This window comes from Methanoculleus marisnigri JR1 (genome assembly GCF_000015825.1).
In the GTDB taxonomy this organism is placed as follows: Archaea; Halobacteriota; Methanomicrobia; order Methanomicrobiales; family Methanoculleaceae; genus Methanoculleus; species Methanoculleus marisnigri.
Genome location: NC_009051.1, coordinates 1,948,758 through 1,974,483 on the forward strand (window position 1 = coordinate 1,948,758; position 25,726 = coordinate 1,974,483).

Annotated in this window: 35 protein-coding genes; 6 read left to right on the forward strand and 29 right to left on the reverse strand. The window is 62.9% G+C overall.

Annotated features, from left to right (window positions below):
- Positions 1–335: 335 nt before the first annotated feature.
- The 3 genes from MEMAR_RS09635 to MEMAR_RS09645 form a co-directional block, all read right to left on the reverse strand.
- Positions 336–941, reverse strand: coding sequence for a hypothetical protein (locus MEMAR_RS09635; RefSeq protein ID WP_011844788.1), 606 nt, complete (start codon positions 939–941; stop codon positions 336–338).
- 43 nt (positions 942–984) lie between these two features.
- Positions 985–1,854 carry a S16 family serine protease gene (locus MEMAR_RS09640; protein ID WP_011844789.1) on the reverse strand — a complete coding sequence of 290 codons (870 nt, stop codon included), beginning with the start codon at positions 1,852–1,854 and terminating at the stop codon, positions 985–987.
- A gap of 168 nt (positions 1,855–2,022) precedes the next feature.
- The gene (locus tag MEMAR_RS09645) at positions 2,023–2,829 is read right to left on the reverse strand and encodes a methyltransferase domain-containing protein (protein WP_011844790.1); all 807 of its coding nucleotides are present in this window, start codon (positions 2,827–2,829) and stop codon (positions 2,023–2,025) included.
- Positions 2,830–3,073: 244 nt separating this feature from the next.
- Between MEMAR_RS09645 and MEMAR_RS09650 the strand changes: the two genes are divergently transcribed.
- On the forward strand, positions 3,074–4,894 hold the full coding sequence (locus MEMAR_RS09650) for a C45 family peptidase (protein ID WP_011844791.1): 1,821 nt from the start codon (positions 3,074–3,076) through the stop codon (positions 4,892–4,894).
- A 135-nt stretch (positions 4,895–5,029) separates the two neighbouring features.
- Here MEMAR_RS09650 and MEMAR_RS09655 read toward each other — a convergent pair whose 3' ends face one another.
- From MEMAR_RS09655 to MEMAR_RS09760, 22 genes are all read right to left on the reverse strand, one after another.
- On the reverse strand, positions 5,030–5,596 hold the full coding sequence (locus MEMAR_RS09655; protein WP_011844792.1) for a HemK2/MTQ2 family protein methyltransferase: 567 nt from the start codon (positions 5,594–5,596) through the stop codon (positions 5,030–5,032).
- A 2-nt stretch (positions 5,597–5,598) separates the two neighbouring features.
- Positions 5,599–6,372 carry a 16S rRNA (adenine(1518)-N(6)/adenine(1519)-N(6))-dimethyltransferase RsmA gene (gene rsmA, locus MEMAR_RS09660; protein WP_011844793.1) on the reverse strand — a complete coding sequence of 258 codons (774 nt, stop codon included), beginning with the start codon at positions 6,370–6,372 and terminating at the stop codon, positions 5,599–5,601.
- Positions 6,369–6,932, reverse strand: a complete 564-nt coding sequence (locus MEMAR_RS09665; protein ID WP_011844794.1) for a DUF655 domain-containing protein — start codon at positions 6,930–6,932, stop codon at positions 6,369–6,371. The genes rsmA and MEMAR_RS09665 overlap by 4 nt, the downstream gene beginning before the upstream one ends.
- Positions 6,933–6,949: 17 nt before the next feature.
- A complete protein-coding gene (locus MEMAR_RS09670; RefSeq protein WP_011844795.1) occupies positions 6,950–7,300 on the reverse strand; it encodes an RNA polymerase Rpb4 family protein in 351 nt (116 codons plus the stop codon).
- A 21-nt stretch (positions 7,301–7,321) separates the two neighbouring features.
- Positions 7,322–7,615, reverse strand: coding sequence for a 50S ribosomal protein L21e (locus tag MEMAR_RS09675; RefSeq protein ID WP_011844796.1), 294 nt, complete (start codon positions 7,613–7,615; stop codon positions 7,322–7,324).
- Positions 7,616–7,617: 2 nt separating this feature from the next.
- Positions 7,618–8,856 carry a tRNA pseudouridine(54/55) synthase Pus10 gene (locus tag MEMAR_RS09680; protein WP_011844797.1) on the reverse strand — a complete coding sequence of 413 codons (1,239 nt, stop codon included), beginning with the start codon at positions 8,854–8,856 and terminating at the stop codon, positions 7,618–7,620.
- Complete coding sequence (trmY, locus tag MEMAR_RS09685) at positions 8,856–9,425, reverse strand: tRNA (pseudouridine(54)-N(1))-methyltransferase TrmY (protein ID WP_011844798.1); 570 nt, start codon at positions 9,423–9,425, stop codon at positions 8,856–8,858. Before trmY ends, MEMAR_RS09680 begins: the two co-directional genes overlap by 1 nt.
- Entirely contained in the window at positions 9,422–10,753 is a 1,332-nt protein-coding gene (locus MEMAR_RS09690) for a signal recognition particle protein Srp54 (protein WP_011844799.1), read from the reverse strand. The genes trmY and MEMAR_RS09690 overlap by 4 nt, the downstream gene beginning before the upstream one ends.
- The gene (ftsY, locus tag MEMAR_RS09695; RefSeq protein WP_011844800.1) at positions 10,753–11,817 is read right to left on the reverse strand and encodes a signal recognition particle-docking protein FtsY; all 1,065 of its coding nucleotides are present in this window, start codon (positions 11,815–11,817) and stop codon (positions 10,753–10,755) included. Before ftsY ends, MEMAR_RS09690 begins: the two co-directional genes overlap by 1 nt.
- On the reverse strand, positions 11,817–12,266 hold the full coding sequence (gene pfdA / locus MEMAR_RS09700) for a prefoldin subunit alpha (protein ID WP_011844801.1): 450 nt from the start codon (positions 12,264–12,266) through the stop codon (positions 11,817–11,819). The genes ftsY and pfdA overlap by 1 nt, the downstream gene beginning before the upstream one ends.
- 1 nt (position 12,267) lies before the next feature.
- Positions 12,268–12,459 (reverse strand): 50S ribosomal protein L18Ae, encoded by a 192-nt coding sequence (gene rpl18a, locus MEMAR_RS09705; RefSeq protein ID WP_011844802.1) that lies wholly within the window; start codon positions 12,457–12,459, stop codon positions 12,268–12,270.
- A gap of 7 nt (positions 12,460–12,466) precedes the next feature.
- Complete coding sequence (locus tag MEMAR_RS09710) at positions 12,467–13,129, reverse strand: translation initiation factor IF-6 (RefSeq protein WP_011844803.1); 663 nt, start codon at positions 13,127–13,129, stop codon at positions 12,467–12,469.
- A gap of 1 nt (position 13,130) precedes the next feature.
- Positions 13,131–13,394, reverse strand: coding sequence for a 50S ribosomal protein L31e (locus MEMAR_RS09715; protein ID WP_011844804.1), 264 nt, complete (start codon positions 13,392–13,394; stop codon positions 13,131–13,133).
- Between the two features lie 4 nt (positions 13,395–13,398).
- Positions 13,399–13,551, reverse strand: a complete 153-nt coding sequence (locus MEMAR_RS09720) for a 50S ribosomal protein L39e (RefSeq protein WP_011844805.1) — start codon at positions 13,549–13,551, stop codon at positions 13,399–13,401.
- 20 nt (positions 13,552–13,571) lie between these two features.
- Positions 13,572–14,162, reverse strand: a complete 591-nt coding sequence (locus MEMAR_RS09725; protein WP_011844806.1) for an alpha hydrolase — start codon at positions 14,160–14,162, stop codon at positions 13,572–13,574.
- Positions 14,162–14,500 (reverse strand): DNA-binding protein, encoded by a 339-nt coding sequence (locus MEMAR_RS09730; RefSeq protein WP_011844807.1) that lies wholly within the window; start codon positions 14,498–14,500, stop codon positions 14,162–14,164. Before MEMAR_RS09730 ends, MEMAR_RS09725 begins: the two co-directional genes overlap by 1 nt.
- Positions 14,501–14,519: 19 nt before the next feature.
- Positions 14,520–14,969 carry a 30S ribosomal protein S19e gene (locus MEMAR_RS09735; protein WP_011844808.1) on the reverse strand — a complete coding sequence of 150 codons (450 nt, stop codon included), beginning with the start codon at positions 14,967–14,969 and terminating at the stop codon, positions 14,520–14,522.
- Between the two features lie 51 nt (positions 14,970–15,020).
- Positions 15,021–15,281, reverse strand: a complete 261-nt coding sequence (locus MEMAR_RS09740; protein WP_011844809.1) for a YhbY family RNA-binding protein — start codon at positions 15,279–15,281, stop codon at positions 15,021–15,023.
- A complete protein-coding gene (locus MEMAR_RS09745; RefSeq protein ID WP_011844810.1) occupies positions 15,278–15,595 on the reverse strand; it encodes a ribonuclease P protein component 4 in 318 nt (105 codons plus the stop codon). Before MEMAR_RS09745 ends, MEMAR_RS09740 begins: the two co-directional genes overlap by 4 nt.
- 71 nt (positions 15,596–15,666) lie before the next feature.
- Positions 15,667–16,293: a phosphoribosylglycinamide formyltransferase gene (gene purN / locus MEMAR_RS09750; RefSeq protein ID WP_011844811.1), complete on the reverse strand. Its 627-nt coding sequence runs from the start codon at positions 16,291–16,293 to the stop codon at positions 15,667–15,669.
- A 21-nt stretch (positions 16,294–16,314) separates the two neighbouring features.
- On the reverse strand, positions 16,315–17,595 hold the full coding sequence (locus MEMAR_RS09755; RefSeq protein WP_011844812.1) for a hemolysin family protein: 1,281 nt from the start codon (positions 17,593–17,595) through the stop codon (positions 16,315–16,317).
- A gap of 95 nt (positions 17,596–17,690) precedes the next feature.
- Positions 17,691–18,515, reverse strand: a complete 825-nt coding sequence (locus tag MEMAR_RS09760) for a sugar phosphate isomerase/epimerase family protein (RefSeq protein ID WP_011844813.1) — start codon at positions 18,513–18,515, stop codon at positions 17,691–17,693.
- Positions 18,516–18,554: 39 nt separating this feature from the next.
- Here MEMAR_RS09760 and xseA point away from each other — a divergent pair, with 39 nt between their 5' ends.
- Both xseA and xseB read left to right on the forward strand, forming a co-directional pair.
- Positions 18,555–19,802 carry an exodeoxyribonuclease VII large subunit gene (xseA, locus tag MEMAR_RS09765; protein WP_245526588.1) on the forward strand — a complete coding sequence of 416 codons (1,248 nt, stop codon included), beginning with the start codon at positions 18,555–18,557 and terminating at the stop codon, positions 19,800–19,802.
- Positions 19,786–19,971 (forward strand): exodeoxyribonuclease VII small subunit, encoded by a 186-nt coding sequence (xseB, locus tag MEMAR_RS09770; protein ID WP_011844815.1) that lies wholly within the window; start codon positions 19,786–19,788, stop codon positions 19,969–19,971. The genes xseA and xseB overlap by 17 nt, the downstream gene beginning before the upstream one ends.
- Here xseB and MEMAR_RS12510 read toward each other — a convergent pair.
- Positions 19,946–21,901, reverse strand: a complete 1,956-nt coding sequence (locus MEMAR_RS12510; protein ID WP_011844816.1) for a PAS domain S-box protein — start codon at positions 21,899–21,901, stop codon at positions 19,946–19,948. The two genes, xseB and MEMAR_RS12510, sit on opposite strands and share 26 nt — an antisense overlap.
- A gap of 264 nt (positions 21,902–22,165) precedes the next feature.
- A complete protein-coding gene (locus tag MEMAR_RS09780) occupies positions 22,166–22,591 on the reverse strand; it encodes a DUF371 domain-containing protein (RefSeq protein ID WP_011844817.1) in 426 nt (141 codons plus the stop codon).
- A 32-nt stretch (positions 22,592–22,623) separates the two neighbouring features.
- Here MEMAR_RS09780 and MEMAR_RS09785 point away from each other — a divergent pair, with 32 nt between their 5' ends.
- A complete protein-coding gene (locus MEMAR_RS09785; RefSeq protein WP_011844818.1) occupies positions 22,624–23,214 on the forward strand; it encodes an HVO_0476 family zinc finger protein in 591 nt (196 codons plus the stop codon).
- Between the two features lie 4 nt (positions 23,215–23,218).
- Here MEMAR_RS09785 and MEMAR_RS09790 read toward each other — a convergent pair whose 3' ends face one another.
- Positions 23,219–23,497, reverse strand: coding sequence for a thioredoxin family protein (locus MEMAR_RS09790; protein ID WP_011844819.1), 279 nt, complete (start codon positions 23,495–23,497; stop codon positions 23,219–23,221).
- Between the two features lie 45 nt (positions 23,498–23,542).
- A complete protein-coding gene (locus MEMAR_RS09795; RefSeq protein WP_011844820.1) occupies positions 23,543–24,241 on the reverse strand; it encodes a hypothetical protein in 699 nt (232 codons plus the stop codon).
- Between the two features lie 157 nt (positions 24,242–24,398).
- On the opposite strand from MEMAR_RS09795, the gene MEMAR_RS09800 reads away from it, so the two are divergent.
- Together MEMAR_RS09800 and MEMAR_RS09805 are read left to right on the forward strand one after the other, a co-directional pair.
- Positions 24,399–24,869 carry an Hsp20/alpha crystallin family protein gene (locus tag MEMAR_RS09800; RefSeq protein ID WP_011844821.1) on the forward strand — a complete coding sequence of 157 codons (471 nt, stop codon included), beginning with the start codon at positions 24,399–24,401 and terminating at the stop codon, positions 24,867–24,869.
- A gap of 66 nt (positions 24,870–24,935) precedes the next feature.
- Positions 24,936–25,724 carry a CBS domain-containing ParB/RepB/Spo0J family partition protein gene (locus MEMAR_RS09805; RefSeq protein WP_011844822.1) on the forward strand — a complete coding sequence of 263 codons (789 nt, stop codon included), beginning with the start codon at positions 24,936–24,938 and terminating at the stop codon, positions 25,722–25,724.
- Positions 25,725–25,726 lie beyond the last annotated feature (2 nt).

Sequence of the window (25,726 nt, forward strand, 5' to 3'; positions counted from 1 at the left end):
CTTCCGCTGCAGACGAAACGGATTGAACCATACGACACCACTCCAGCAGATTCGCCTCCATATGAGAGGAACAGAGGAGAATCACCACAGGCCTTGATACGCGACCGGACTATCGAATCGCACTTTGATATTCCCTCCCCGGCGATCCTCCCTCTGGTCACCCACGATATCCTGCTGGAGAAGAAACAGGTGACGGGGAAGCACCCCTAAACGTCCTGCTGAAGAGAATCACCTCTCAACAACTCCATTTACCCGCCACCTTTTTTTTGTGATCCCGAATTTACAGCCAGGGCTGTCATCCTCGATGCTTCCGGAATAATGGGGTGCCAAAAAAATTAGAGGAAACGGAACGACTCCGCCGCCGGAGCCGCGTCGACGTTGTAAACATCGTACCCGGGGGGGAACACCGTATGCATGACCGAGTAGGTGACGCCGTCCCTGACAGCGTAACGGATGACGAAGGTATACCGGTCTTCATCGACGATGGGGACGGAGAAGACCGATCGGTATGCCGGGACGCCGTCAAGAGAGATCTCCTCCGTCGAGACCCATTCGGCATCGATCCCGGCGCGAAGGTCCTCCACGTAGGTCGTGTTCAGCGCTTCGAGAACCAGTTCCGGAACAGCGTCCACCTGAACGGGGTTCGTGTTCACGCGAACCTCCTCGTGCTTATCCGGCGAGGAGAACCAGACACTCTCGCCGGACTCGGTGTAAAACCACCCCTCCGGGCAGGTGACGGCATACCCGTAGGGGGTGTTGACATAGGTGCCGTTCCCGGGAACGGGCACCAGGGTAGGGGTCGGAGCCACGGTAGGGGTAGGAGGCTGGGTCGGGCCGGGGCCGGGCGGTTGCGGCGAGGAGAGTCCCGGCAGCAGAACCACCAGGACGACGGCCAGGGCAACCACGAGAACCCCGCCAATCAGCAGTTTCTCGGATCTCATACTATCCGGGTATGTGGCCCGGGAAAGGATAAATACCCTTCAGTCAGGCCGTCCCGGCGGCCGGGTCGGGTGCGGGAGCACGAAGATCGGCGAGCAGGTCGTCGAGGGTATCGACGTATTTCACCCGGATGCCGAGGTTCTCCTCGATATACTGTTTCGAGTCCACGATGACCGGCCGCTGCCGCGCGATCCTCAGTCCGCCGAACGATCGGGTCTCCTCATGGTTCTCGAAGACCCGATTATTCTCGTCGGAGATGATGAGAAGCGTCTTCCCGCCGCGGCGAGCAGCCTCCGCCTTCTCGAGGATCCCGCCGACCGGGCCGATGCTCCCGTTCTCATTGAGGGTTCCCGTCACGGTCACGCTCTCGTTGAGCGCAAAGTCTTCCAGCACCGAGAGGAGCAGCGCGGCCATCAGCGCCCCCGCACTGGGGCCGTCGATCTCGGAGATGTCCTCCGGGCCCTGGATGCTGAAAATGATATCGTTCTCTGTGAGATCGGCGCGGGACCGGTTGGCGGCGACAACGACCGCAAGATTCGCGGCGTCCTGAAAGACGATCCCCATCCGGGGCGTCGTCTGGACGAGCACCCTTCCTTTCCCGGGCACGACCTCGACCGAGACGTTCACCATCGCCCCCTCTTCGGTCACCTCCTCGTAGAGTAACGGGCCGCCCCGGTCGACCTCGACCTTCTGGAGGATGACCGGCACCTGCATCGAGGCAACGCTCCCGTTCCCAACCACCTTCACCGGGGACAGAGGGGCGACGGTCGCGGTCGGAAGAGGTTCGGCCTCCCCCGGTTTGGAGAGCGCCGGGGAGAGGCCGTCCACCGGCACGAGGGCGACGGCCAGGAGAGAGACGTTCGCAAGAAGCGATAAAACAAGCAGGATCGTCAGGGTCTTCTCCCGTATCCGCATACGCTGCCCGAATATTATTCATCAAGATATATAGTTTCCGCAAGCGACTGGCGCGAGCATCACGAGCAGCAGGAGCGTGAGAAGACCGAAGGTCTTCGAGTAGCGACGCGTGCCCCGTTAGGGGCAGGCGGAGCCATCAGAATACCGCCCCCCACCCCCCAATCCGGGTCAGGGCTCCGGCTCTTTGACCGCTTCCACCTCGAGGCGCACCATGGGGACGTGGATGCGGCCGTCGGCCGGGGGGAACCTCTCCACGTATCGGTTCACCACCTCTTCGATGAACGCCGGCCGGACGTCTTCGGGCAGCGGCTCCAGGTAGAGGTGCCAGGTGGTCCGAACCCACCCCGCAAGGCCTTCAGGTAGATCGAACGCCATGTCTTTCCCGATCAGCTCGGCCCGAAGGGGCGTGAGCCCTGCCGCTTCCAGCAGTCCACGCTCCTCCTCGGCACCGTAGAAGGCGTAACAGGGGGCCGGACCACCGAAGAGCCTCGTCCAGGGCTCCTCCGTGAGTATCTCGTCCGCGATCGCGAGGATCGGTGCGGCGTTTCCCTTCCCGCCCATCTGGAGGAGGACCCTTCCCCCCGGCCGGAGAGCGCGAGAGATACCCTGAAAGACCCTGCCGTGGTCGGCGACCCAGTGCAGCGCGGCGTTCGAGAAGACCACGTCGAACTCCTCATCGAACGGCAGGTCGAGCATGTCGCCTTCGATAAGGCGGAGATTCGGATACCGCTCCGGGGGGAAGCGCTCCCGGGCGAAGGCGATCATGTCACGGGATACGTCAAGGCCGAGCACCGAGCCGGAGGGGAGGCGGGCGGCAATCTCCGCGGTCACCTTTCCCTCGCCGCACCCGAGGTCGAGAACCCGTTCGTCGCCGGCGAGTTTGATCTTTCCAATCAGTTCATGCGCCCAGCGGGCCTGGGCGGCGGAGTGCCGGTGGTAGTCGCCCGGGTTCCACGCGTGTGCGATGATGTTCACCTCCGTGCTGTCTGCACGTTCCCCAGATGAGAGGTATCGCCTCCACCCGTCATCATACCTTCGGCAACGGGCCGTCCCGGCAGGTCCTGCAGGCCATCACGCTCAGCCACCTCGCTCTTGAACCATCCAGTACCAAAAAAACCGATACCTGGCAAAATTCATCAGGATTCTCGCGCTTCTGCATGTATCGTACACAGGAACACTTCAATACGATTTTATCCTCCTCTGTCGGAAGAAAAAAGTAATGAACCAGGTACCAGAGCGCCTCCTGCGCGTTTGTCTGCCTATGTGCATCCTCGGTGTGACGATCCTCCTCATCGCCGCTGCAGGCTGCACGAATGTCACCACCCCAACCGGTGGAGATTCCATCTCCGGGAGTGTGGTGGGGGATTACGCGGGAGGAACAATCTACGTTGCGGCGATCGACGCCGCGGCGTATACGGCATCGGATATCAGGGTTATGGAGACCGGGGAGCATCCCGAACGCTCGCAGTACGTCAGCGGCTTTGCCGCGCTCGATGCGCCGGGCGATTACGTCATCCCCGGACTCGCCCCGGGTAACTACACCGTCTACGCCTGGGCGGATACGGATGATGACGGCCGGATCGACCATCTCGATTACCGCGACCCGACCGGGTGGTACTGCACGCCGTCGCACCTTACCCCCGTCGGAGTCGCCGTTACGCCCGGAAGTGCCGCGACCGGCATCGATGTAACCCTCGTCGCCCCGACACCCTACCCCGACGACGATCGGGAGATCGCCGTCGGCAGCGGCGGCGGAAGGCTCACGGTCCAGAAAGGCTGCCACGTCCTCCAGGTATGGGGAACGCCGGAGGAACGGGCGTATGCCTACGGCTACCTCTGCGGCCCGCAGATCCGGGACTGGATCGACTACGTCCTGATCGAGTCGTTCATGCAGTCGCCCGCCGACTACGAGGACCTCTTCATCCCCTACATAGAGGAGCATATGGCACCGGCAAACCCGACGTATATGGCCGAACTCGACGCCATGCTCGCCGGGATGAACGCGAGCGGCACGGATCTCTACCTCCCGCCGGTCTCGCGCAACATCTCCCGCTACGACCTCCTCGCGGAGAACACGTATGACTTCATGCTCTACTACAAACTCTACGGCCTCTACATGGGCGACCTCGGCATCAACCGCACCACAACAGGCGACGCCGGCGTCTCGCCGCACCTCTGCACGAGCGCGATCGCCTGGGGCAACCTGACGGAGAACGACGAGCTCGCCGGCGGGATAATCCACGGCAAGAACATGGACGGCGAGAACGACCTGCGGAAGGTCACGGTGAACAGCCTGCTCGTCATCGCGACCGACCCGGGTCCGGGCGCGAAACGCACGGTCGGGATAGACTGGCCCGGGTTCATCGGGACGTTCAACGGCATGAACGAGGACGGCCTTGTGCTCGTGCCCCACTCGTCGCCGTCGATCCCGGACTGGAACGCGACCGATCTCATGCCCACCACCTTCCTCTACATGGATACGCTCAGGAGCGAGAGCGACGTTGCCGGGGCGTGGGCCTACTGGGAGAAGGCGAACGGGACCAGGACCGGCGGGAACAACGCAGGGGTCTCGGCACCCTACGGGAACGGGACGGGAAGCGTCCCGGCGGCCTTCGAGACGGACTCCTACGGCGGCGCGGTGCGAGGACCGGGCGTCGTCGAGCCGGACGACTGCCTCTTGATCGCGAACAACTACTACCTCTACCGGGGCGCCTATCCCCCCGCCGTCGAGCGGGTGGACGGCTACCACGCCGAAGTCAGGCCCGAGGACTACCGCTACCGGAACATGCTCGCCCTCCTCGACGGCTACCAAAAGGAGGAGAGAACCATCGGCACGCCCGAGATGATCGCGCTCATGCAGTCGGCGTCCGTCTCGGAGGAGTACCAGGGCACCACCGAGTACACCTTCATCGCGTACCCGGACGCGGGTGCATTCGCCGTCGCAAAAGAGGATCTCGCGGCGGGGATTTTAGATGCACCGTTCGCGGAGTTCGCGCACTTTGAGTTTGAGGAGGTGTTCGAGAGGCCCTCGACGGTGTGACCGGAAGGACTCGCCACTCTTTTTTCCATCAAAAAACGCAAGAAAACCGCAGATGCCGTTTTGCGGATTATTTTCCGGCCGAAAATCCAGACAACAGGCGACGCCGTGCGAGACTCGAACCTGCTACCCGGAACATCACGCCCCCATCCGGCAGAGGTCCCGCATCGCCCGGAGGACATAGAGCCGCTCCCCCTCGAGCGGTTCCTCGTCGACGACGAACGAGACGAACCCCTCGCGGGCGAAGAGTTCCCGGACTTCATCAAGATCCGTCAGCGACGAGACCAGGAGGAGGACCCGCCCGAAGGGCGCGAGCACCCTCCCGGCATCCGCGACGAACCGTTCTATCACTACCCTTCCTGTCGGCCCGCCGTCGAGGGCGTACTCCAGCCAGTCGTCCATCCGCTCATCGGGAGCGGTCGGGAGGTAGGGGGGGTTGAAGAGGATGAGGTCGAACGGGCCGGAGACGCCCAAAAAGAGGTCCGTCCGGACCGCTTCCACCCCCCGGGCGCGGGCGCATCGGGCGGCGTGGGGGTTGATCTCGGTCGCGACCACGCTCGCCGCCCGACCGATAAGCCCGGCCGCGACGTAGCCGCTCCCCGTCCCGACCTCGAGCACCCGATCGGTCGCCCGGACCTCGGCAAGCGCCGCCCGGAGGAGGAGAAACGAGTCTTCGGCGGGAGGATAGACCTGATCGGGGAGCATCCCTAACCCCCGCTCATCTTGTTCGCGATCAGGGCGAACTCCTCGAGCGTCAGGTCTTCGGGGCGGCGCTGCAGGAGGTCATCGGGAAGACTCGCAATCGTCCGCCCGATCGCCTCCGGCGAAAACGCATCCTTCCCGCTCCGGAGACCCTTCCGGACGGTCTTTCTCCGGTGGGAGAAGAGCACCCGGACGACGTCCGCGTAGACCCGCCGATCTGCGATCGGGTACGGCGGCTCGTGCGGCGTGATCCGGACCACCCAGGAGCGGACCGCGGGTTGCGGCCGGAACGATCCGGGCCCGAGTTCGAGGAGCGGTTTCACGGAGGCATAGGTCTGCACCATCACCGAGAGTCGCCCGACGTTCGGCGTCCCCGGCGGCGCGACCATCCGCCGGGCAAACTCCTTCTGGTACATCAGGACCGCGACCTCAAAGCCGATCTCGAGCAGCCGGAATGTAATCTTCGAAGAAACGGAGTAGGGAAGGTTCGCGACGACGATCTCGAACGGCGGGATATCCACCTTCTTCGCGTCGCCCCTGATGATCTCAAGACGGCCTTCCCCGATCTCGTCGGCAAACGCGATCTCGAGTTCTTCCACGAGAGCCGGATCGATCTCTACCGCGATGACGTCTGCATCCCGGTCAAGGAGGGCGCGGGTGAGGATCCCTTCGCCGGGCCCGATCTCGAGCACCCTCCGGCCGGAGACGTCAACAAAACCGGCAATCTTCTCGACGGCTCTCCGGTCGACGAGAAAGTGCTGATCCCTCGGAGCACTCATCTCGATGTGAAGACGTGATACTTCTCGTCCGGGTCCTCGATCTCGCGCAGGATCCGGCTGACAATCATTCGATCAGGGTGCGGGAGCGACTTGATCCGCCCGGAGATATCGGCGAAACTCTCGAACGGCTTCTTCCCGCGCTGTTCGATGATCTCCCACATCAGTTTCTTCCCGATGCCGGGAAGCAGGTGCAGCATGTGAAACTTCGGCGTGATGGGCACGGACCTGTTGAAGAAATCGACGAACCGCGGCTCGTTCTCGCGGACGATCTCCTCGACCACGAACGGCAGTTCGAGTTTCGCCGTCGCCGTCAGGTCACTGTGACTGATCCGCCGCTTGACGCGCTCGATCTTCTCCCGCTCAGCATCGCCGATATAGACGCGGTCGTAGATCTGGATATCCGCACCCTGCTTCGGGATGAGCTCGAGCAACTTGAACTGGTCCACGCCAACCGCCTGGACGACCGGCTCACGCTTGTAGGCCGGGCGCTGCTCGCTCACGTACCCCATGGGGAGGACATCGATGACTACCGCATTCTCCTCTTTCCTTTCGGTCTTCATTGGCACCACCCCTTCAATCAGAAGTGGGTCATTACCAGGTCGAGGATCTCGTCCAGCTCTTCCGTTGTAAGATTGAACCGTTCTTTGGCATAGATGGCCCGCAGTTCGTCCCGGGTCCGCGGCATCAGGTTCGCGATGCGGTAGGCGATCTCCTCTTTCATCTTCTCGAGCTTTACAAGCTCGTCGACGAGGGCGCGAGCCTTCTCGGAAGATGTCTTTGAAAGCTGGTTGGCATGCTCGATGCTCTTACGAAGCTCGTAGGACATCTCCTCTTCGGATTCGAGCCGGGCTGCCTCCACCGATAGGAGAGTGTCCCGCAGTTCGGGAAGCAGCATCCGCTCTTCGCTTACAATTCGTTTTACCTTCATGCCAACCACTACTGTTGAGGGTTATACTTTCTGCGCTTTTAGATGTTGCGGTCTCGCAATCACCTGTTTTACCGAATCTCCATCCCTGACTTCGAGCAGCCATGCGCGTCCGCGCTGGCCGATGACCGTGCCGGTCTTCCCGTGGAATCTCCGGTGGGGCATGCCCTTCTGGACACTCGGCTCGACCACGACGTGCACTCTCTGCCCGATCTCGAAGCTCTGAATCACCGAGGTTACCGGGGGGATGCCACGTTTTCTGAGGTCCTTCTTGAACTTATACCGCGTCTTCTTGCGTGGTCCATTGTGATGTGCCATGATTACTCACCATACTCGTTAGCTGTTTTGACCAGCACCACATCGAGGCTGACAACACTTGCGGTGCGCCCCAGGATCTGGGCAAGGCTGGGCTGGGTTCTGCCGTTGTCACCCGATACCAGTTCTTTGATGTACAGGCCCGCTTCGCCGACGACTTCGACCCAGTATCTGCCGTCGACGCTACCCGTGCATTCGATATCGAGGACCTGCCGTTCCCGAACTTTATCTGCCCGTCGGTGTGCCACCCTATTCGGGGTGCGCTGCCGTATCGTTACACCTTTTAACTGATCGAGGGCCGCCCTGAACTCATCTGGGGTTACAGAACCGTCGATCTCGACCAGGATCCTGTATTTTTTATGCGCTTTGTCGGACTTAAGGCTTTGCACCATCTTCCGATCCGCCCATCCTTCAAGGTGAACCTCCACCCGGCCGGCGGCCTCCCGGTTGATCTCCGCTTCAAGCGCCGCGAGATCCACCGAACGCTTCCGCGGCTCCTCGATCTCCAGCACGAAGGGGCGGCCCGACCCGAGCATCCGGGCGTCGATATCCTCCCGACCGGCACCGTGCAGGACGGCGTTTGCTGCGTTAAAAGCCTCGATTGCCGGCCGGCCGATCAGTTCCTCGACGGAGTCGGCGTACTGCTTGCCGGTGAAGTTGCACTTCTCGCATCCCGCGCCCCGGCACGCCCGGCAGTCCCAGTGAGTCTGGGGGATGCCGCGCTCGTACTTCAGGTAGCGGCCGACGAAGAAGACGGGGTTGACCTGCACCTCGACGGTGCCCTCACCGAGATCGAGGATCGCGACGACATCGGGCTTCTTGAGGTCGGCCGTCTTCCCGGAGATTGCCGAGACGGCTTTTCCGACCTCCCGGTTCATCTCGGCCTTCAGCGGTTCGGGGTCGCGGAGCGAGAGATCGCTCCAGACCATCTCCTCGCTCTCCGCGACGAGCGGCGGCACCTTCGTCCCGATAAGGAAGGTCTCGAACTCGATGCCGTCCACTGCTTCGACCACCCTCTTCGCCCATTCTTCGGTGCGGGAGAGTTCGCCGCCGCATATCCAGCAGGATTCCGGGTCAGGTTCGTGGTGCGGCTCGTTTGTCGCAAGTTCGTGCGCGACCCGCAGAGCCCTGCCCCGCTCCTCGTTCGTCAGCCCAAACGACCGCTTGCCGAAGAACCGCCCGAGGCAGTGGTTGCAGGTATCGCCGTATCCAAGAATTGCTTCTACCTCTTGTATGATATCCATCAGGATTCCCTCCGGTCCATCTCGTTTAAGAGGACGGTGATCGTGTGATCGGCGTGCAGCGACCGCGGCCCGACCGAGTAGCGGGGGTAGTCAGCAATCAGGCCCTCTTCCTCCGCAGTGAAGTTGTGGTGATCCGAGAGGAGATAGTTCTCCGGGAGGTCGGGTGTCCCCCGGATATCTTCCCCCGCCTCGTCAAGCACCGCAAGCGGAATCTCGGAAAGAAGCCGGGCGAGCCCGCCGCGACGGACGTAGACGCCCGGCGTCGACTCCCGGAACTCGTCCCCGCAGGGGATCGAGAGCGCCTTCTTGATCAGGGCGGCGCTGCTCCGCTCGTCCGGCGAGAGGTAACGGACAACGCTACCCCGAAAGAGAACGGTCTTCTCCGGACCGGGTTCCCCGCAGAGGACGAGGTAGCACTCGACGTCGCGGCGCAGATCGTGAGAGAGGAAGAACGCGGAGTTGACGGAGCGGCAGAGGACATCCATCCTCCCGCCGCTCCCGGGGAGATCGTTGAGGCTGAAGGTGCCGCTCGTTGCGGCAAGGTGCCCCACGACGACAAACCGCTTCATCTACTGGGTCCGCCGAACTTCTTCATCATGCGCTGCATGTTGAACTTGCCGCCGCCCATGCCTCGCATGCCTTTCAGGGCACGCTGCATGATCTTGTAGTATTTGATGAGGTCGCGGACGTCGTCGGGCGTCACACCGGCACCCCGGGCGATGCGCTGGATCCGGGAGCTCCCGAGCGTCGACGGGTCGTCGAGTTCCGGGGGCGTCATCGAGTCCATGATCACCTTGTAGCGCTGCATCTTCGTGCTGGTGATATCGTAGGCGTCGTCCGGGATCTGCATGCCACCGAGGGGGAGCATACTCATGATCTGTTTCAAGGGCCCCATCTTGTTCAGGGCCTCGAGCTGCTTGTACATGTCCCGGAGCGTGAACTTGCCCTTGAGCATGGCGTTGACGTCGAGATCCTCGCCCGAGACCGCCTCCTCCGCCCGCTCGACGAGCGCTTTTAAGTCGCCCATCCCGAGCAGCCGGGAGATGAACCCGTCCGGGTCGAACCGCTCGAGGTCGTCGATCGTCTCGCCGCTCCCGATGAAGACGATGCCGCTCTGCGTCTCGGCAACCGCCGAGAGCGCACCGCCGCCTTTCGCCGTGCCGTCCATCTTCGTGACCAGGACGCCGTCGATCCCGATCGCCTCGTGGAACCGGCGTGCCTGCTCGCTCGCCTGCTGGCCGAGCGCCGCGTCGATCACGAGCCACCTGTGCTCGGCGTGCGAGATCTCGTTGATGTTGACGATCTCCTCGATCAGGTTCTCCTCAAGGGCGTGCCGCCCCTGGGTATCGATGATGATGACTTCGTAGAGCTTGCGGTACTTCGGGAGGCCCTCCCGGACGATCTTGAGTGCGTCGGGTTCCTTCGGATCCCCGAAACAGGGGACGCTGATCCGGTCGCAGAGCGTCTTCAACTGGTCGTAGGCGCCCGGCCGGAAGGTGTCGGCGCAGATCACCCCGACCCGCAGCCCTTTGCGCTGGAAGTAGCGGGCGAGCTTTGCCGTCGTCGTGGTCTTCCCGCTCCCCTGCAATCCCGCCATCAGGATCGTCTGGGGCTCGAGCGCCACCTCGCCGGGCGATCCCATCATCCGGACGAGTTCCTGGTAGACGATCCGGAGAACGTGCTCGCGGACACCCATCCCCTTCGGGGGTTCCTCATCGAGGGCGCGCTGCTTGATCGTCTGGGAGAGGTGCATCACGAGTTTGACGTTGACGTCGGCGGAGAGGAGCGCCCGCTGCAGGTCGCGCACCAGTTCTTCGACCGCCGCCCGGTCGATCACCGTCTTGCCGGCGAGTTTCTTGACGGCGTCCTTTAGGGAAGTACCGAGATTATCGAGCATCAGGATTCATCTCCCAGAAGTTCGTTCACCACCGCCCGGGGCTCAAACGGCACGATGTCGTCGTAACCCTGGCCGGTTCCGAGGAAAAGGATAGGTTTCCCCACCGTGTGGGCGACCGATATGGCCGCTCCGCCCTTGGGGTCCATATCCGCCTTCGTCAGGACGACCGCATCGGTGCCGACGGCCTTGTTGAACTCGTCGGCCCGGATGACCGCGTCGTTCCCTGCAACCGCCTCGTCGACGTAGACGACGAGGTCGGGCTTCATGACCCGCCGGATCTTGTCGAGCTGGTTCATGAGGTTCGCCCGGTTGTGGAACCGGCCGGCCGTGTCGGCGAGGACGACGTCGATGTCGTGCGCTTTTGCGTACTGGACGGCGTCGAAGAGAACCGCGGAGGGGTCGGCGCCGGCCTGGTGCTGGATCGTCTTGATCCCGAGGCGGTCGGCGTGGGTCCGTATCTGCTCGATCGCGCCCGCACGGAAGGTGTCGCCGGCGCCGATAACGACCGTAAAACCGTTCGTCTGCAGGTACTGCCCGACTTTCGCGACGGTCGTCGTCTTGCCGGTCCCGTTCACGCCGGTGAAGAGGATCTTCACGGGCCGCTCATGCTCGCGGATGTAGCGCGAGAGGTCGAGCCCTTCCCCGAGCACCCCGCAGAGCGCGGAGCGCAGGGTCGATACGACCAGATCGTCGACCGAGGCACCGATCTTGCGGTGCCGGCCCACGAGGTCGCGGCGCATCCGGGCGATGATCTCGTCCGTGACCGGGAGCGCGACGTCATTTTCGAGAAGTACCATCTCGAGTTCGAAGAGCGGCTCCTCGACATCCTTCTCCTGGAGGAGAACCTCCCGCTCCCGGACGAGGACTTTTACCTTCTCAAAAAACGTAGGGCTCTCCTGGCCCTCCTGCGCCGTCTCCTCCGCGGCCGGAGATTCCGGCTGGACGGCGGGTTCCGAAATCTCCGCTCCCTCCGGCGGCTCCTGTTCGGCCCCGGCAGCCTCCTCGATATTCGAGGCGAATTTTGTCCTGATATTCTGAAGTTTTTTCTTTAAGGAATCAAACATTATGAACTTCCGCCCTGGCCTGCCTGAGCCTGCCGGGCTCCCCGATACGCCGCCTCGAGGCGCCGGGAGATCTCCGTTGCCTGGCCCTGCAGTTGTTCGACCGAACCCGCGACCTTCTTCGCGAGCGCCTCAAGTTCGGTTATCCGATCCTCCAGATACCCCACCGCATCCGCGGTGGCCCTCTCGACGGAGACGTCCGCCCCGATGTTCACGAGAACGTGGCCGGCATCGAGCACCTTCACCCGGAGGTACGCGCCTCCGCCGATGGGGAGAAGGACGGCACCGTCCGCGTTCTCCTGGAGAGCGCGGAGCGTCTCGATGGCGGCGGTGCCCTCAAGCCGCTGCTGCTCGATCATCGAGAGCTGCTGCGTCATGAGTTCTATCTGCTGCCCGTATTCGTTCAGGTACATCTGGAGGGTCTGTATCTCGCGAGGATCTGCCTGGTCCACGTCATTCACCAGCTACTACGTTAACCGATTCGATAGTGATATAACTTCTCTTCAGGCGGTGTTTGCTCCCGATATCGGTAAGAACCTTTTCTTTTGCCTGGTTCTCGTTCGGGGCGCCGACGACCTTGCGGTACGGCTTCCACTCGTTGTTGATCTTGCACGCGCCTACAACTTCAAACGTCTGGTTCTCCATGATAATATCACTCCAAAAACCCAAAGACTTCTTCTATTCGTCCCAGCTCAAACCCGGTCGTGACGGACCCTGCGACGTAACCCTTGCTGTTTGCAAGGAGCCCGGTACCCACGAGACCGCTTCCCATGTTGACCGACCCGAGACCGATCGGGAGATCGACGATCCGTTCGAGGTTCGCGATCTCCGTGTCGTTGGCCCTCGGGTGGACAAGGATACCCTTGTTCGTCGCGAATCCGGCCATGCCGACGGTTTTGATGCCGCCTAGCGTTAGCCGGACCACCGGCACCTCGAGGAACGACCCGATCTCTTCGGCAACATCGATCTGCATCTCGGGGTGGACGGCGGCAACGCAATCGTTTGCGAGAATTATGTTGCCGGCGGCGTTCATGGGACCCTTAAGCAGAAATACGTCCCGGTACTCGCTCAGGACCGCCAGTTCCTCGTCGGTGGCAAGGCCGCTGACGACCAGCCCCTGGCTGTTTCCGGAAACGAGCGACCCGATGATGCTGCTCCCCTGAATAAAGGTGCTCACGATCTCGACATCGAGTTCCCGTGCGAGGGCCGCGGTGAACTCCGCGGGCGCCCCGGGGTATACGATCGCTATATCCTCAAAGACCCGGGCATAAACGCCGATGTTCGGATCGCCGGCGAGATCGATCGTTCCCGTCATTTCACTCCTCGGCGAGCTCGGCCTGGACCTGCCCGTCCTCGAACTTCATCGCGCGGACGCGAATCTTTCGCGGTGGCTTGGAACTTCCGTTCTCCCAGACCTTCTCGTTGATGCTCTTATCGAGTTTGACGTCCTCGCTCTTCATGTGCCGCACGAGAAACGCCCTGATATCCTTGATCGCGGTGTTGCCACGCTTCCACCGGGGTGCACGCTTCACCTCGCGGAGGGGGATGATATAGATATGCTCCTTCAATGCTTCTGCCATAACCTTACACCTTCAGGGAACTCCGTCTCCAGTTGCGCCGCTTCGGATGCGACGCAACCGCACGGTTGGTCTTGATCATCACCCATGCAGGCACGCGGCGGTTCTGCTCGCATGCCTTTGCCAGCCGGATCTTCCGGCCCTTCATTAGTTTGCTCATAATGTTCACTCTCGTAATATTCAGGTATCTCTCCTCGCGACCACCAGCGACTGCAGGTGGCGGGAGGGGAAGAACGACGCCGGGTCGATGCCGCGAGCGCGGAGCGCGTCCCGGATCTCCCCCTCGTAGTCGCCGTTCCCGATGCTGCCGGTCTCCCCGTACCGCACCACGAGCAGGCGTTTTGCGAGACGTTCCACCTCCGCTTTCCCGTAGCCGAGGAGCGGCCGGACGTAGGAGCAGCCGGCGGTCATCTCCAGGTGCTGGACCTCGGGGCGTTCGAGCCGGGGAACCCGGTCTTCCCGGCGGGTGCCGTCACCGACCACCGCGTACTCGGCCGAAAGGATCTCGACCGCCGTCCGGTGAACCATGTCGATTGCGTCGTTCGGGTACCCGCACGTTAGAAGCAGGTCGACGGCCTCGGAGAGCAGGTCTCTTCCGAGCACCCTTCTCCTGAAGGGAAGTCCCAGGGCGGCCGCTGCGGCCCGCACTTCCGGGACCTCGCGGTCGGGATCGAATACACAGGTATTCAGTTCCACGCCGTAATCGCGCGCGAGCATGATTGCCGCGAGCGCGCTGTCTTTCCCGCCCGAGAAGAGCACACCTGCTTCCATTATTTCCGCGTAATCCTGAACTCTTTCTTCGACGGCGTCAGCTGGGCAAGCAGGGCCTTCAGCTGCTCGTCGGTGATCCGCTGCCTGACCCTGCCGCTCTGCGCGAGCATCACCAGTTGCTGCTCGACCGCTTTTGCAAACTCCGGCCGGGTCAACTTGATGGTATTGAGTCTCTCCCTCGCTTCAGGTTCGAGGATCTCCATGAGCGCAGCACGGACCTGCGCATCGATCTGCTGCTGGCGTGCGGCCTCTTCCTCCATACCCTGCTGATCCATCGCCTGCCGCTGCATCTGTTCCATCCTGCGGCGGCGCAGTTCGGCGAGTTCGTCGTCTACCATCAGTCATACCTCCTGCCGATCAGTACTTCGCAAGGCCCGGGGCGGTTGTGGCGGCCTCTGATTTCAGGCCGTTTGCAACGTTGTCAAGGAAGGACCTGCCCGCCGGGGTTACCGTGCGTCCCCCACTACCGTGGGCGACGTACCCTGCCGCTTCGAGCTGCTGGAAGATCTTCCGAACGACCGACCCGCTCCCCCGCTTGAACCGGTTCGGAGCCGCGCCGCGGTTATACTTGCCGCCGTAGGCGGAGCGCATCCTCTGGATGCCAACAGGGCCGTCGATGTAGATGCGCCGGAAAACCGCCGCCGCACGCACGTACCACCAGTCGTCATTCTCGGGGGGCATCTCTTTGTGTACCCCCGTCTTTGCAAAAGCGGCCCAGTCGGGGGGCTGAATCTGCGAATTTGTCTTGAATTCTTCTGCCACCTGCCGGATGAGCATATCGGCAGGGATGTCATATACAGTCGTCATAGATGAACCTCACTCTCGCTAACAGTCTTTACATATTCGTCCAGTGATGTTTTATATATTTCGAGGATTGTGCCCGGGCGATCGGTTCCGCCGCTCCGTGAGGACAAGCGTCCGCCCCCGGACCTCGACCAGAACCGCACCGGCCGATGCCGCTATCTCCTCCGGATCGACCTCGGTGTTCCTGAGCCATCTCACTTTGACGACCTTCCGATCTTTGAGTTGCCGCCGGATCTCGTCGATCATGACGTTCGTGATGCCGCGTTTCCCGATCCAGATGGTGGGCTTGAGATCCTGAAACGATTCTCTGCTCATTGCCGGGGCCTCCCGACCGGGAACCGCGACCGGTGCCCGCAGGCAAGACAGGTGACGACCACGCGCCCCCGGTGAACCCTGACCCGGGCGTTCGACCCCGGGACCAGGTAGGTGTAGCACCGGCGGCAGAAGCGGCGTTTCAGCGGCCGTTCTATCCGAATCCGATGACGCATCCCGATCTTGCGGGCCAGTTCCACGCACCGGTTGCTCCTGTCGGGGCTTTCCGGGTAGAACTCCGCTGCACGCGCAAAGAGAACGGCGATCCTCTCGCGAGCGAGTCTCCGGGAGCCTGATTTACGTGTTGTATCTGCCATGGTGCGATCCGTCTCAGTGGTGGGTCTTGAGATTGGAGGCGTGAGAATATATAAGAGGTTGATAGGCCCGGTCAACAGACCCGCACACGCCGGCCGTCGACCTCCAGGCGGCCTTCGCAGAAGAGTTTCACGGCGAGCGGGAGAGCTTCGTGCTCTTCTGCGAGGATCCGGTCGGCGAGCGTCGTCTCGTCGTCGTCCGGGAGGACCGGCACGCACCGCTGGACAACGATGGGCCCGGTATCCATCCCCTCGTCGACCAGGTGGACGGTGCAGCCCGCGACCTTCACCCCGTACTCGATCGCCTGCCTCTGCGCGTGCAGCCCGGAGAACGCCGGGAGCAGGGCGGGATGGATGTTCATCATCCTGCCCGAGAACTCGCGGACGATCCCGGCCCCGAGGATCCGCATGTAGCCGGCGAGGACGAAGAGGTCGGCCCGGCAGCCCCGCATCGCGGAAAGAAGTGCCTCCTCGTATGCGGCTCTCGTTGGGAACCGCGCGTAGTCGACGACCGTCACCGGGATGCCGGCGTTCTTCGCCCGCTCTATCGCGTACGCCCCGGGGTTGTCGGTGACGAGCCCCGCGCAGATCGCGGGGATATCCCCGGCCGCAATGGCGTCGATCACCGCCTGAAAGTTCGATCCTCTCCCCGAGACGAGGAACGCAATCCGTTTCTTATCGACAGATGTCTCTGGACTCATAACTACCGTTCTCCGGGCACCTTACCGGGCCTCGCCCGGCGCGTTCTGAGACGCGATGATCAGTTTCACCTTGACGATCCGCCGGCCCCGCATCTGCATCACCACCAGCGTGATGTTGCTCTCCTCGATCTTGACCACCTCGCCGCGGCGGGGGATATGTCCCAGCCGGTCGATGACGAGGCCGCCGATGCTCTCGTAGGCATCCGTCAGCGGAAGGAATAACTCCAGGTCCTCGTTGAGGTGCTCCACCCACGCCCGCGCATCGACCAGGTAGACACCCTCCTCGACCTGCTGCACCTCGGGCTCCTCCTCGTCGAACTCGTCCATGATCTCGCCGACCAGTTCTTCGAGCATGTCTTCGACGGTCACGATCCCGGCAAACGACCCGTACTCGTCGAGGACGACCGCCATGTGCTGCTTCTTCACCTGAAGTTCCTTTAAGAGCTCGTCGATCTTCTTGCTCTCGGGAACGAAGTAGGGTTCGTACATCAGGCTCGGGATCGTCGCGCTCGTCTGCTGGCGGAAGGCCGCCGAGAAGACGTCTTTCACGTTCAGGAGCCCGACGACGTTGTCGATATGCTCGTGGTAGACCGGGATCCGGGAGAAACCCGTCTCGTTGAAGATGGAGAGGGCGTTCTCGAGCGTGGATGCGTCCTCGATCATGACGACGTCTATTCGCGGCGTCATCACCTCGCGAACCGTCGTGTCTCCAAAGCGCAGTACGGAGTAGAGCATGTCCCGCTCCTCCTCCTCGATGGTGCCCTCCTCCTCGCCGACGTCGATCCATTCCTTGATCTCCTCCTCGGTGACGACCGGCTCGGTCACGCCGGGCCTGAAGGCGAACTGCCGCTTGATGCGGTCAGCGACCCAGAGCACCGGGTAGAGCACTCTCGAGAGGTAGAGGATCGGCAGGGCGACGCGGAGCGCGAGTGTCTCGGTATTCCGGGAGGCATACATCTTCGGCCCGATCTCGCCGAAGACCAGCATCAGGATGACCGTAACCCCGGTCGCTATCCCGATACCGACGTCGCCGTAGATGGCGATCGCGATCGCGGTCGCGAGCGATGCCGCGGCCACGTTGACGATGTTGTTCCCGATCAGGATGGTGATCAGGAGGCCGTCGGTCGATTTCTTCAGTGTATCGAGTGCTTTCGCTCCCTTTCGACCCTGATTTAAGAGGGCGCGGACTTTCGCCCGGGTTATCGATATGAGGGCGACTTCCGAACTCGAGAAGAAGCCCGAAAGGAGCAGACAAACAACGAATAAAATGATCTCTATAGTTAGAAGGTCTACGACTACCATTGACTCCACGCCGCATCAAGCGGCAGCATCCGGTATTGAATGATTCCCGGCATTTTATGAATTATGTCGTGGGCAGATGTTATAAAACCAGCGCTTCACGGGAATACCACTCGTAGCGCCTCCGATTCCTGCGAAAGAAGCACGACCTTCTCCTCGGACGAGAGCGCCCCGGGAAAGACCATGTCCTCGAGTTCCAGCGTGAGGTATCCACCGTAGCCCCGGTCGGCAAGTTCCGCAAGCACCTGCAATGCCTCGGGGTCGTCGTGGATGGGGTGGTGAGGCCGCCCGTTCCCGCCGAGCGCGCTGACGTGGACGTTGACCATCCGCTCGATGCAGAGATCGATGAACCGGATTACCTCGTCGCAGGACGTCATCATGGCGTGCCCCATATCCAGCGTGAACCAGAGCCAGGGTTCCCGATCGAGCACCTCGGCCGCGTCCTCCGCCGTCGAGAGGAGGGTGTTGACCCGGGGTTCCATGTTCTCGATCGCCACCTTCACCCGCGTCCCCTCGGCGGCTTCGCGGAGCCGGGCGATGTAGTCCTCGAACCGCCGGTAGTCGTAGGCGCTCGGGTGGCGTTTCGCCGTCCGCTTCCCCGGGTGGACGGTGACCACGGCGGCACCCATCCGCTCCGCCATCCGGACGGCCTCGAGGGCGTAGTCGACAGAGATCTCGGCGACCCGCGGGTTGATGGAACAGGGGTTCAGGTCCAGCGACGGGGCGTGAACGGTAATCGGCGAGAGTTCCGGATGATCCGCGATGCACCGGCCAAGTTCGTCTTCAGGGCGGTCGCGAAGCCAGAAGTGCGGCGTCTCGACCCAGAACTCGAGCCCGTCGAGGCCGGACTCGGCGACGTAGTCGAAGATATGGTCGCAGGGATACTCGTGGAAGAACATGGTCGAGACGGCGAAACGACCCATAACACTACTTGATATAAACCATCGGTCTAATAGATTGTGATGATGCTCGGCGGTCATTCCACCGGCCCGGAACGGTTCGGCACCCCGATATTCGGGGTCTCGGAGGTCTCGGGGCTCATCTGCGACCTCCTCGACGACGCCCGCCTGCGCCGGATCTGGGTGCGGGGGGAGGTGACCAACTACAAGAACCACGCCTCCGGCCACCGTTATTTCTCACTCTCCGAGCGAAACGGAAGAAGTTCCGCGGTGATCAACTGCGTCATGTGGCGCACCTCCGCTTCAACGCTCGCGTTCGCGCCCAAAGACGGCATGGACGTCCTCGCCTGGGGCTCCGTGGAGGTCTACGAGCCTCACGGCAGGTACCAGCTGATCGTCCGGGAGATGCTCCCGGCTGGCCTCGGCGAACGCCACCTCATGGTCGAGCGCTGGAAACAGGAACTCGACGCCGAAGGGCTCTTCGATCCCGGGCGGAAACGGCCTCTGCCCCTTTTCCCGCAGCGGATCGGCGTGGTCACCTCACCGACCGGCGCGGCGGTGAAGGATATCCTCTCGGTCATCTCCCGGCGGTATCCGGCGGACGTTATCCTCTCCCCGACGGCGGTCCAGGGTGAGGGGGCGCACGTCGAGATCGCGGAGGCGATCCGGCGGATCGACGGGCTCGCGGACGTGATCATCGTCGGGCGCGGCGGGGGGAGTTTCGAGGATCTCTTCGCTTTCAACCACCCGGACGTCGTGCGGGCGGTCGCGGCGTGCAGGACGCCCGTGATCAGCGCCGTCGGGCACGAGGTGGACACCGCCCTCTGCGACTTCGCCGCGGACCTCCGGGCGCCGACGCCGTCCGCGGCGGCGGAACGGGCGGTTCCGGAACGCCGGGAGGTGCTCCGGGAACTTGCCGGGTGCGAGGAGAGGATGCACCTGCTCGTCCATAGCCGCCTCGCCGCTTCACAGAGCGAGGTCGAGGAACTCCGGGAGCGCATGCGCCCCGGACGGCTCGCGCGCCGCATCAACGAGCGGATGCAGCGCCTCGCCGAACACGACGACCTGCTCCGGCGGGCGGCGGTCGCCCGGGTGCAGCGGGAACGCTCCGCCCTCGCGGAGCTCCGCGCCAACCTCGAAGGAAAGAACCCTCTCGCCATCCTGGAGCGGGGATACTGCATCGTCGAGGCGGGCGGCAGGGTCGTGAGGAGCGCCGCGAGCCTCGCACCGGGCGAGCGCGTGACGATCAGGATGATGGACGGCCGGGCAGTCGCCGTCGTGGAGGAGACAACGTATGACGAAAACCTTTGAAGAGAAACTGGAAGAACTGCGGGGGATTGTCCGGAAACTCGAAGACGGCGATACGAGCCTTGAGGAGAGCATCGCCATCTACGAGCGGGGCGCGCTCCTCGTCAAACAGTGCGAAGACCTCCTCGGCACGGCCGAGATGAAACTCACCGAACTTGGACGCGACCGGTGAAGCGGTAGAACCCCGGCGGGACGTCGATCTCGAATCGCACACCCTTTCCGGGCTCGCCGGTCTCCCGTATGGAGAGATCGGTGATGCCGAGGATCTCCCGGGAAAGAAAGAGCCCGAACCCGGTCTGCCGCCCGAACCCACGCTCGAAGAGGTTCTCTTTTGCTGCATGGGGAATGCCGATACCGTCGTCCTCGTAGACGAGGCTGATCCCCCGGCCGGACTCTTCGGGATAGATGCGTATCCGGGTAACCCGTTCGCCGTGCCGGAGCGAGTTGTCGATGAGGTTTTCAAAGACCCGGACGATGAGCGGGTCGGCATACACCTCCAGATCGCGCGTCCGCACCTCGACGGCAACCGGTCCCGGGTCGAGCCCCGCCGCCGCCTCGCGGACGATACGCCGGACATCCTGCCAGGCGGGGGCGGCCACGCCGACATCCCGGTACTCCGCGGTGAAGGCCATGTAGTGCCGGATGTCCCGGATGGCTTCTTCCTCTTTCCGGCAGTACTCGAGCATCTCCGGGTCGCTCACCCGCTCGCGGAAGAGGTCGAGGTAGCCGGAGAGCACGTTGAGCCGGTTTAAGATGTCGTGCCGTGTCACGTCGGAGAGGAGGTTGAGTTTCCGGTTCGCAAGCAGGAGCGCCTCCCCCGCCATCCGCGCATCGGTGATGTCACGGCCCACCGACTGGTACTCGGCGGCGGAGCCTTCGTCGTCGAAGGACGCCGTGTTTGTCCACTGCTGCCACCGGACCCTGCCGTCCGGCATGATCACCCGGTGCTCGACCGTCGATACCGGGTGATCGGGGGTGAGGGAGGCGAGACTCTCCTGGATCCGGGCCTGGTCGTCGGGCGGGACGGTGAGGGCGTACCGCCGCCCGATGAGGTCGCCGCACGGGATGCCGAGGTAACGGCAGTAGGCGTCGTTCGCGAAGGTGATGGTGCCGTCGGGGAGCCTGCGGCAGATCAACTCGGTCTGGCTCTCCACGACCATCCGGCACCGCTCCTCGCTCCGCCGGAGGGCAACTTCAGCCTCGCGCCGGGCCGTAATGTCCCGGATGTAGACGGAGACGCCCGCACGGGTGGGGACGGCACGCACCTCGAAGGCATGCTCCCGCCCGTGGAGGTCAAACCTGCATTCGCTCACGCCGGGTCGGCCGGTCTCCGCAATCTGCCGGAAAAACCCGATAACCTCGTCGTTTCGGAGTTGCGGGAACAGGTCGTAGATGCTCTGTCCGACCGCTTCCTCCACCGTGCGGCCCGAGAGACGGGCGGCCACCCGGTTCCAGGAGAGGACGCGGCCGTCCCGGTCCAGGGCGAGGAATGCGTCGCTGACGTTCTCGGTCAGTTCCCGGTACCGGTCTTCGCTCTCCCGGAGGGCTTCCTCGACTCGCTTCTCTCCCGATATGTCGTGGAACACCCAGAGGTACTCGGCTGCACGGCCGCCTGGCCCGTAAGAGGTCGAAACGGCCGCAGTCGCCGGAACGGTGCCGCCGTCGGCTCGGACGAGCAGGAACTCCTGCGCAGGCAGATCATCGCCCCGGCCGAGCGCTGCAACGGCCGACCGGAACGCCGGGATGCTTTCCGGGTGGAGATGTGCGCCGAGAGGCGAACCCTGCAGCCGGTCGGGAGCGATGCCGAACAGGAGTGCCGCCGCCCGGTTCGCCTCCAGGACGATGCTGTCCGCGCCCGTGCAGAGGCAAATCGCCGGGAGGTGGAAAAATCGGTCGCGATATCGTTGGTATGCGGCGTCGATGCTCCGGATGCCGGCGATCAGCGCGTCGACCTGATCGTAGATCTCGGCAAGAACGGGTTTGAGCAGGAGCAGGTTCCCCGTGGGAGCCGCATCTTCGCCGGCCCTGAGCGGGCGGAGACGGCGATCGAGATCCTCCAGGTGTTCGAGGAGGTCTTCAAGCGCCGGGGTGAGCGGTTGCATACCTGACCTGTTCCCCACACCCTGAATGCATAAACCTATCCCCGGCGGCATCATGGGCGGGCATGCGCGTTCGGGAACCGGTCGCGATCGCGAACCCTTTTCAAAGCGTATATCGCACAGAGCGGGGCGCCATGCATCATGGTGGACGAAAAGGCGTGGGCGGCAATAAGGGTCTTTGTCGTGGGCGTCGTCGCGGCGGTTCTGCTCCTCGGCGAGATCCGGGACGGGATGCGGGGCGCCCGGTGACAGGTCCCGTTCAGAACCCTAGGGAATCTCCACCTCGAGTTCGACGACGAGTTCCTCCTCTCGCCGGAGCGCCTCGATGAACTCCCGGGGGAGGGTCGCCGCCACCCGGTCGGAACGGATGCCCACCGTCCGGTCGGAGACGAAATCGCTCCGCCGCCAGACGAGGTCGGCGGGGTGATCCAGGGTGAACGCCGCGCTGCCCCGCGACGTCACCTCGACGGTCTCGCCGCCCGCGGTAAGCCGTGTCGTGAGCACCGCCCGATCGTCGCGGAGCAGCGCTTTGAAACCGGAGTCGAGGTCGGCGGCGCCCCTGTCGGCGGCGACGCCGATGATGCAGTCCCCGGTCTCGGTCAGCGTCTTGTCTTTCGTCACCTCAAACGTCGTCGGATGGGTTCCCCGGACCAGCGGGTGCCCCCGCGCCCGCACGATATCCCTCGCCTTCATGCTTATTAGGAGAGGGATGCTATTGCTAATGAATGATTAGCATCGTCTGCCCCGTCTGTAAAGAGGAGTGCGAACATCAGGTTCTCCGGGAAGCCGCCGATCTGGTGGTCCAGTGCTGCGAGTGCGGCCAGGTCCACCGGGTGCCGAAACCCCCCGAGCCCGAGATCCTCACCATCAAGGCCATCGTGAGCCAGGAGACCGAATCAATGGTCTGCAGCGTCGAGATGTTCGAGGACGAGGTTGTCGCCCTCGGCGACCGGATCGTCGCGGAGTGCGGAGACGAGGTCTTCGGGGTCGAGGTCACCGGCATCGAGGCCGGAGCCAGGCGGGTCCGCCGGGCGAAGGCCGACGAAGTGACGACCCTCTGGACCCGCGGGATCGAGCAGGTCGTGGTGAAGGCGTCGATCCATACCGGGCGCACGACCCTCCCGCTCTACCAGACCGCCGACGGCGAGGACGAGTTTGTCGTCGGGGAGTCCTACACCTTTGCAGGCCGGCGGATCCGGATCTCGCACATAAAACTCCGCGACGGCCCGGTCATCCGGAAAGAAGGCTGGAAGACGGTGGCCCGCAGGGTGAAGCGGATCTACGGGTACCTCGAGGGACGCTACCAGAGGCGGTGATCTCTCACCGGGGCAGGGGCTCGGGGAGGTGGCGCCGGATTGCGGCCTCGAGGTCTTCACTGTGGACGAGCCCTTCCATCCGCTCCCTGATCTCGTCGCCATCGAGGACAAGGGTCGTCGGCGTCACCCGGAGGTTATACTTCTGGATATACTCCGGGTTCTTCACGGCATCGATCTCTTCTATCTCGATCCCGAGATCCGCCGCTGCCTCGAGGAGGATCGGGGTCTGCTCCTTGCACCCCATGCACCCTTCCTGGTAGAAACTGATCACCTTTACCGCCATGTACGGCAGGTCGCGGGGAGATTATAAAAAAGTGTGGGGGTGCCGTCACCCCGTTATGACGCCGAGCGTGACCCGGGCGCTGCCGTAGCGGTGCGCGATGGTCATCGAGTCGGGATTCTTGGCGGTGACTTTGCCGAAGCGCAGCGCAGGACTCTCATTGGTCTCGTTGCCGAGGGGAATATCCGGCGACGCCGTCAGCCCGAGCGGAACGAATTCGCCCACCTCCGTCCCGGTGAAGTTGAGGCCGATCCCGTCTGCATCCTCTTCGCTCAGGTTCATGGCAAGTTCGTTTTCCCCGTAGGAGAAGCTGATGGTCTTCGTCTCGCCGGGCCGCATCCCGACGAGCCCCACGGAGATGGCGTTGGTCTCGAAGCCGAGCAGACCGAATCCCGAGAAGCCGCTGATCTCCGGGTATAAGACAGGGATAACGGCAATATTCTCGCCTGAGACCTGCCCGCCGACAGGCATCTCCAGACGCTGGGTCAGGAGGACGACGTTCCCCTTCTTGTATTCGCTCTCAAGGAGGTTCTGGTCGGTCGTGATGAGGGGGCGCCCGTCCTCGGCAAGAACGGTGTAGTCGATCACCGCCATGTTTCCTACCTGGGCGGCTGCCTTCTTCTCGAACATCGGGGCGAGGTAGGTGCCGACCATGGCAACCGCAACCAGAACGGCAATCCCCACATAGGCCCATTTCATCCAGGGGGCATTGTCGTCCTTCGAGGTCTTCTGCTGTGTCTTTTTCATTACACGTACAATTCGCCGTTTGGTGAAATAAAATGGTATTGTTCTAGAGGGGAGGAGAGAGGCCGAAGATAAATTTATATCGTTTCGACACTACCTTAAGGTTAGCCTCGGGCGACCCGCTCACCCGGGGCGATCCGAGTCTACAGGAGTGATTACGATGGCAAGAATCGAACGAGGGCCATACCGGACAATCTGGCAGGACTTCGACGACCTTATGGCCGAGATGGAGAGCAGGTTCCAGTCCCTGCTCGGGGGGATCAGTTCACGCGGAGAGGAAGTCCGGGGCCGGGTCGTCCCGGCGGTCCGCGACTTCCGCGTGGATGTCCGCGACCACGAGGACGAAGTGATCGTCGTTGCCGACCTCCCCGGCGTCGAGAAGGAGAACGTCGCCGTCCGGCTCATCGATCCCCAGCACCTGGAGATCACCAGCAGGCGGACGGGAGAGACCGAGGAGGAGAGCCGGGACTTTTTCATGCGGGAACGCATCTACGGGCTGATGAGCCGCACGGTGCTGCTTCCGGCGGAAGTGGCAGACGAGAGTGCCGCTGCAACGTTTAAGAACGGGGTTCTCGAGGTCCGGCTGAAGAAGGCGCCGACCGAGACCGGGACCGCGATCCCCATTGAATAACCATTTTTTGGGACTTTGCCGGGTTTGACCGAACATTTCATGTCGGGCCAGCGTGACACTATCATGATGGATAAGAAGAAGGTCAAGGATTACATGACCTACGACGTCGTCACCGTCAACGCCCACGGAACAGTCCGCGACGTCATCGAGACCATAAAAAAGACGCATCACGACGGTTTCCCGGTCGTGGAGAACTCGAAAGAAGTGGTAGGCTACATATCGGCACGGGATCTCCTCTTCGCCCATCCGTCCACGCCGATAGAGCAGATGATGTCCCGCCACCTCATCGTCGCCGACCCGGACATGAGCGTGAACGACGCCGCCCGTGTCATCTTCCGCTCCGGCATCCAGAAACTCCCGGTCGTCAACGACAAAAACGAGCTCATCGGGATCATGTCGAACGCCGACGTCATCAGGTCCCAGATCGAGCACGTCTCGCCGGAGAAGGTCTTCAAGTTCATCGAGACCCTCAAAAAACTCTACGGGGTCGAGCCGGCCTTACGAAGAGGCTCGGTCCCGATCAATGATCTCCTGCCCACCCAGTCGAAGATCTACGAGGACGAACTGGAGGGGAGGATGTACGAGATCAAGAAGGGGCTTGCCGAACCCCTGATCGTGGTCAGGCGGCCGGGCCGCTGGATCCTGGTCGACGGCCACCACCGGGCGATCGCGGCGAAGAGGCTCGGGATCAAGAACCTCGACGCCTACATCATCGAGGTCCGGGAGAACATCGAGCTCGGGATGGAGCGGACGGCCCGGACGCTGAACCTCAAAACGCTCGACGACATCAAGGTGCTCGATTACGCCCGCCATCCCCTCGTCGCGCTGACGCACCGGCTCGTGCGGCACGGGTGACA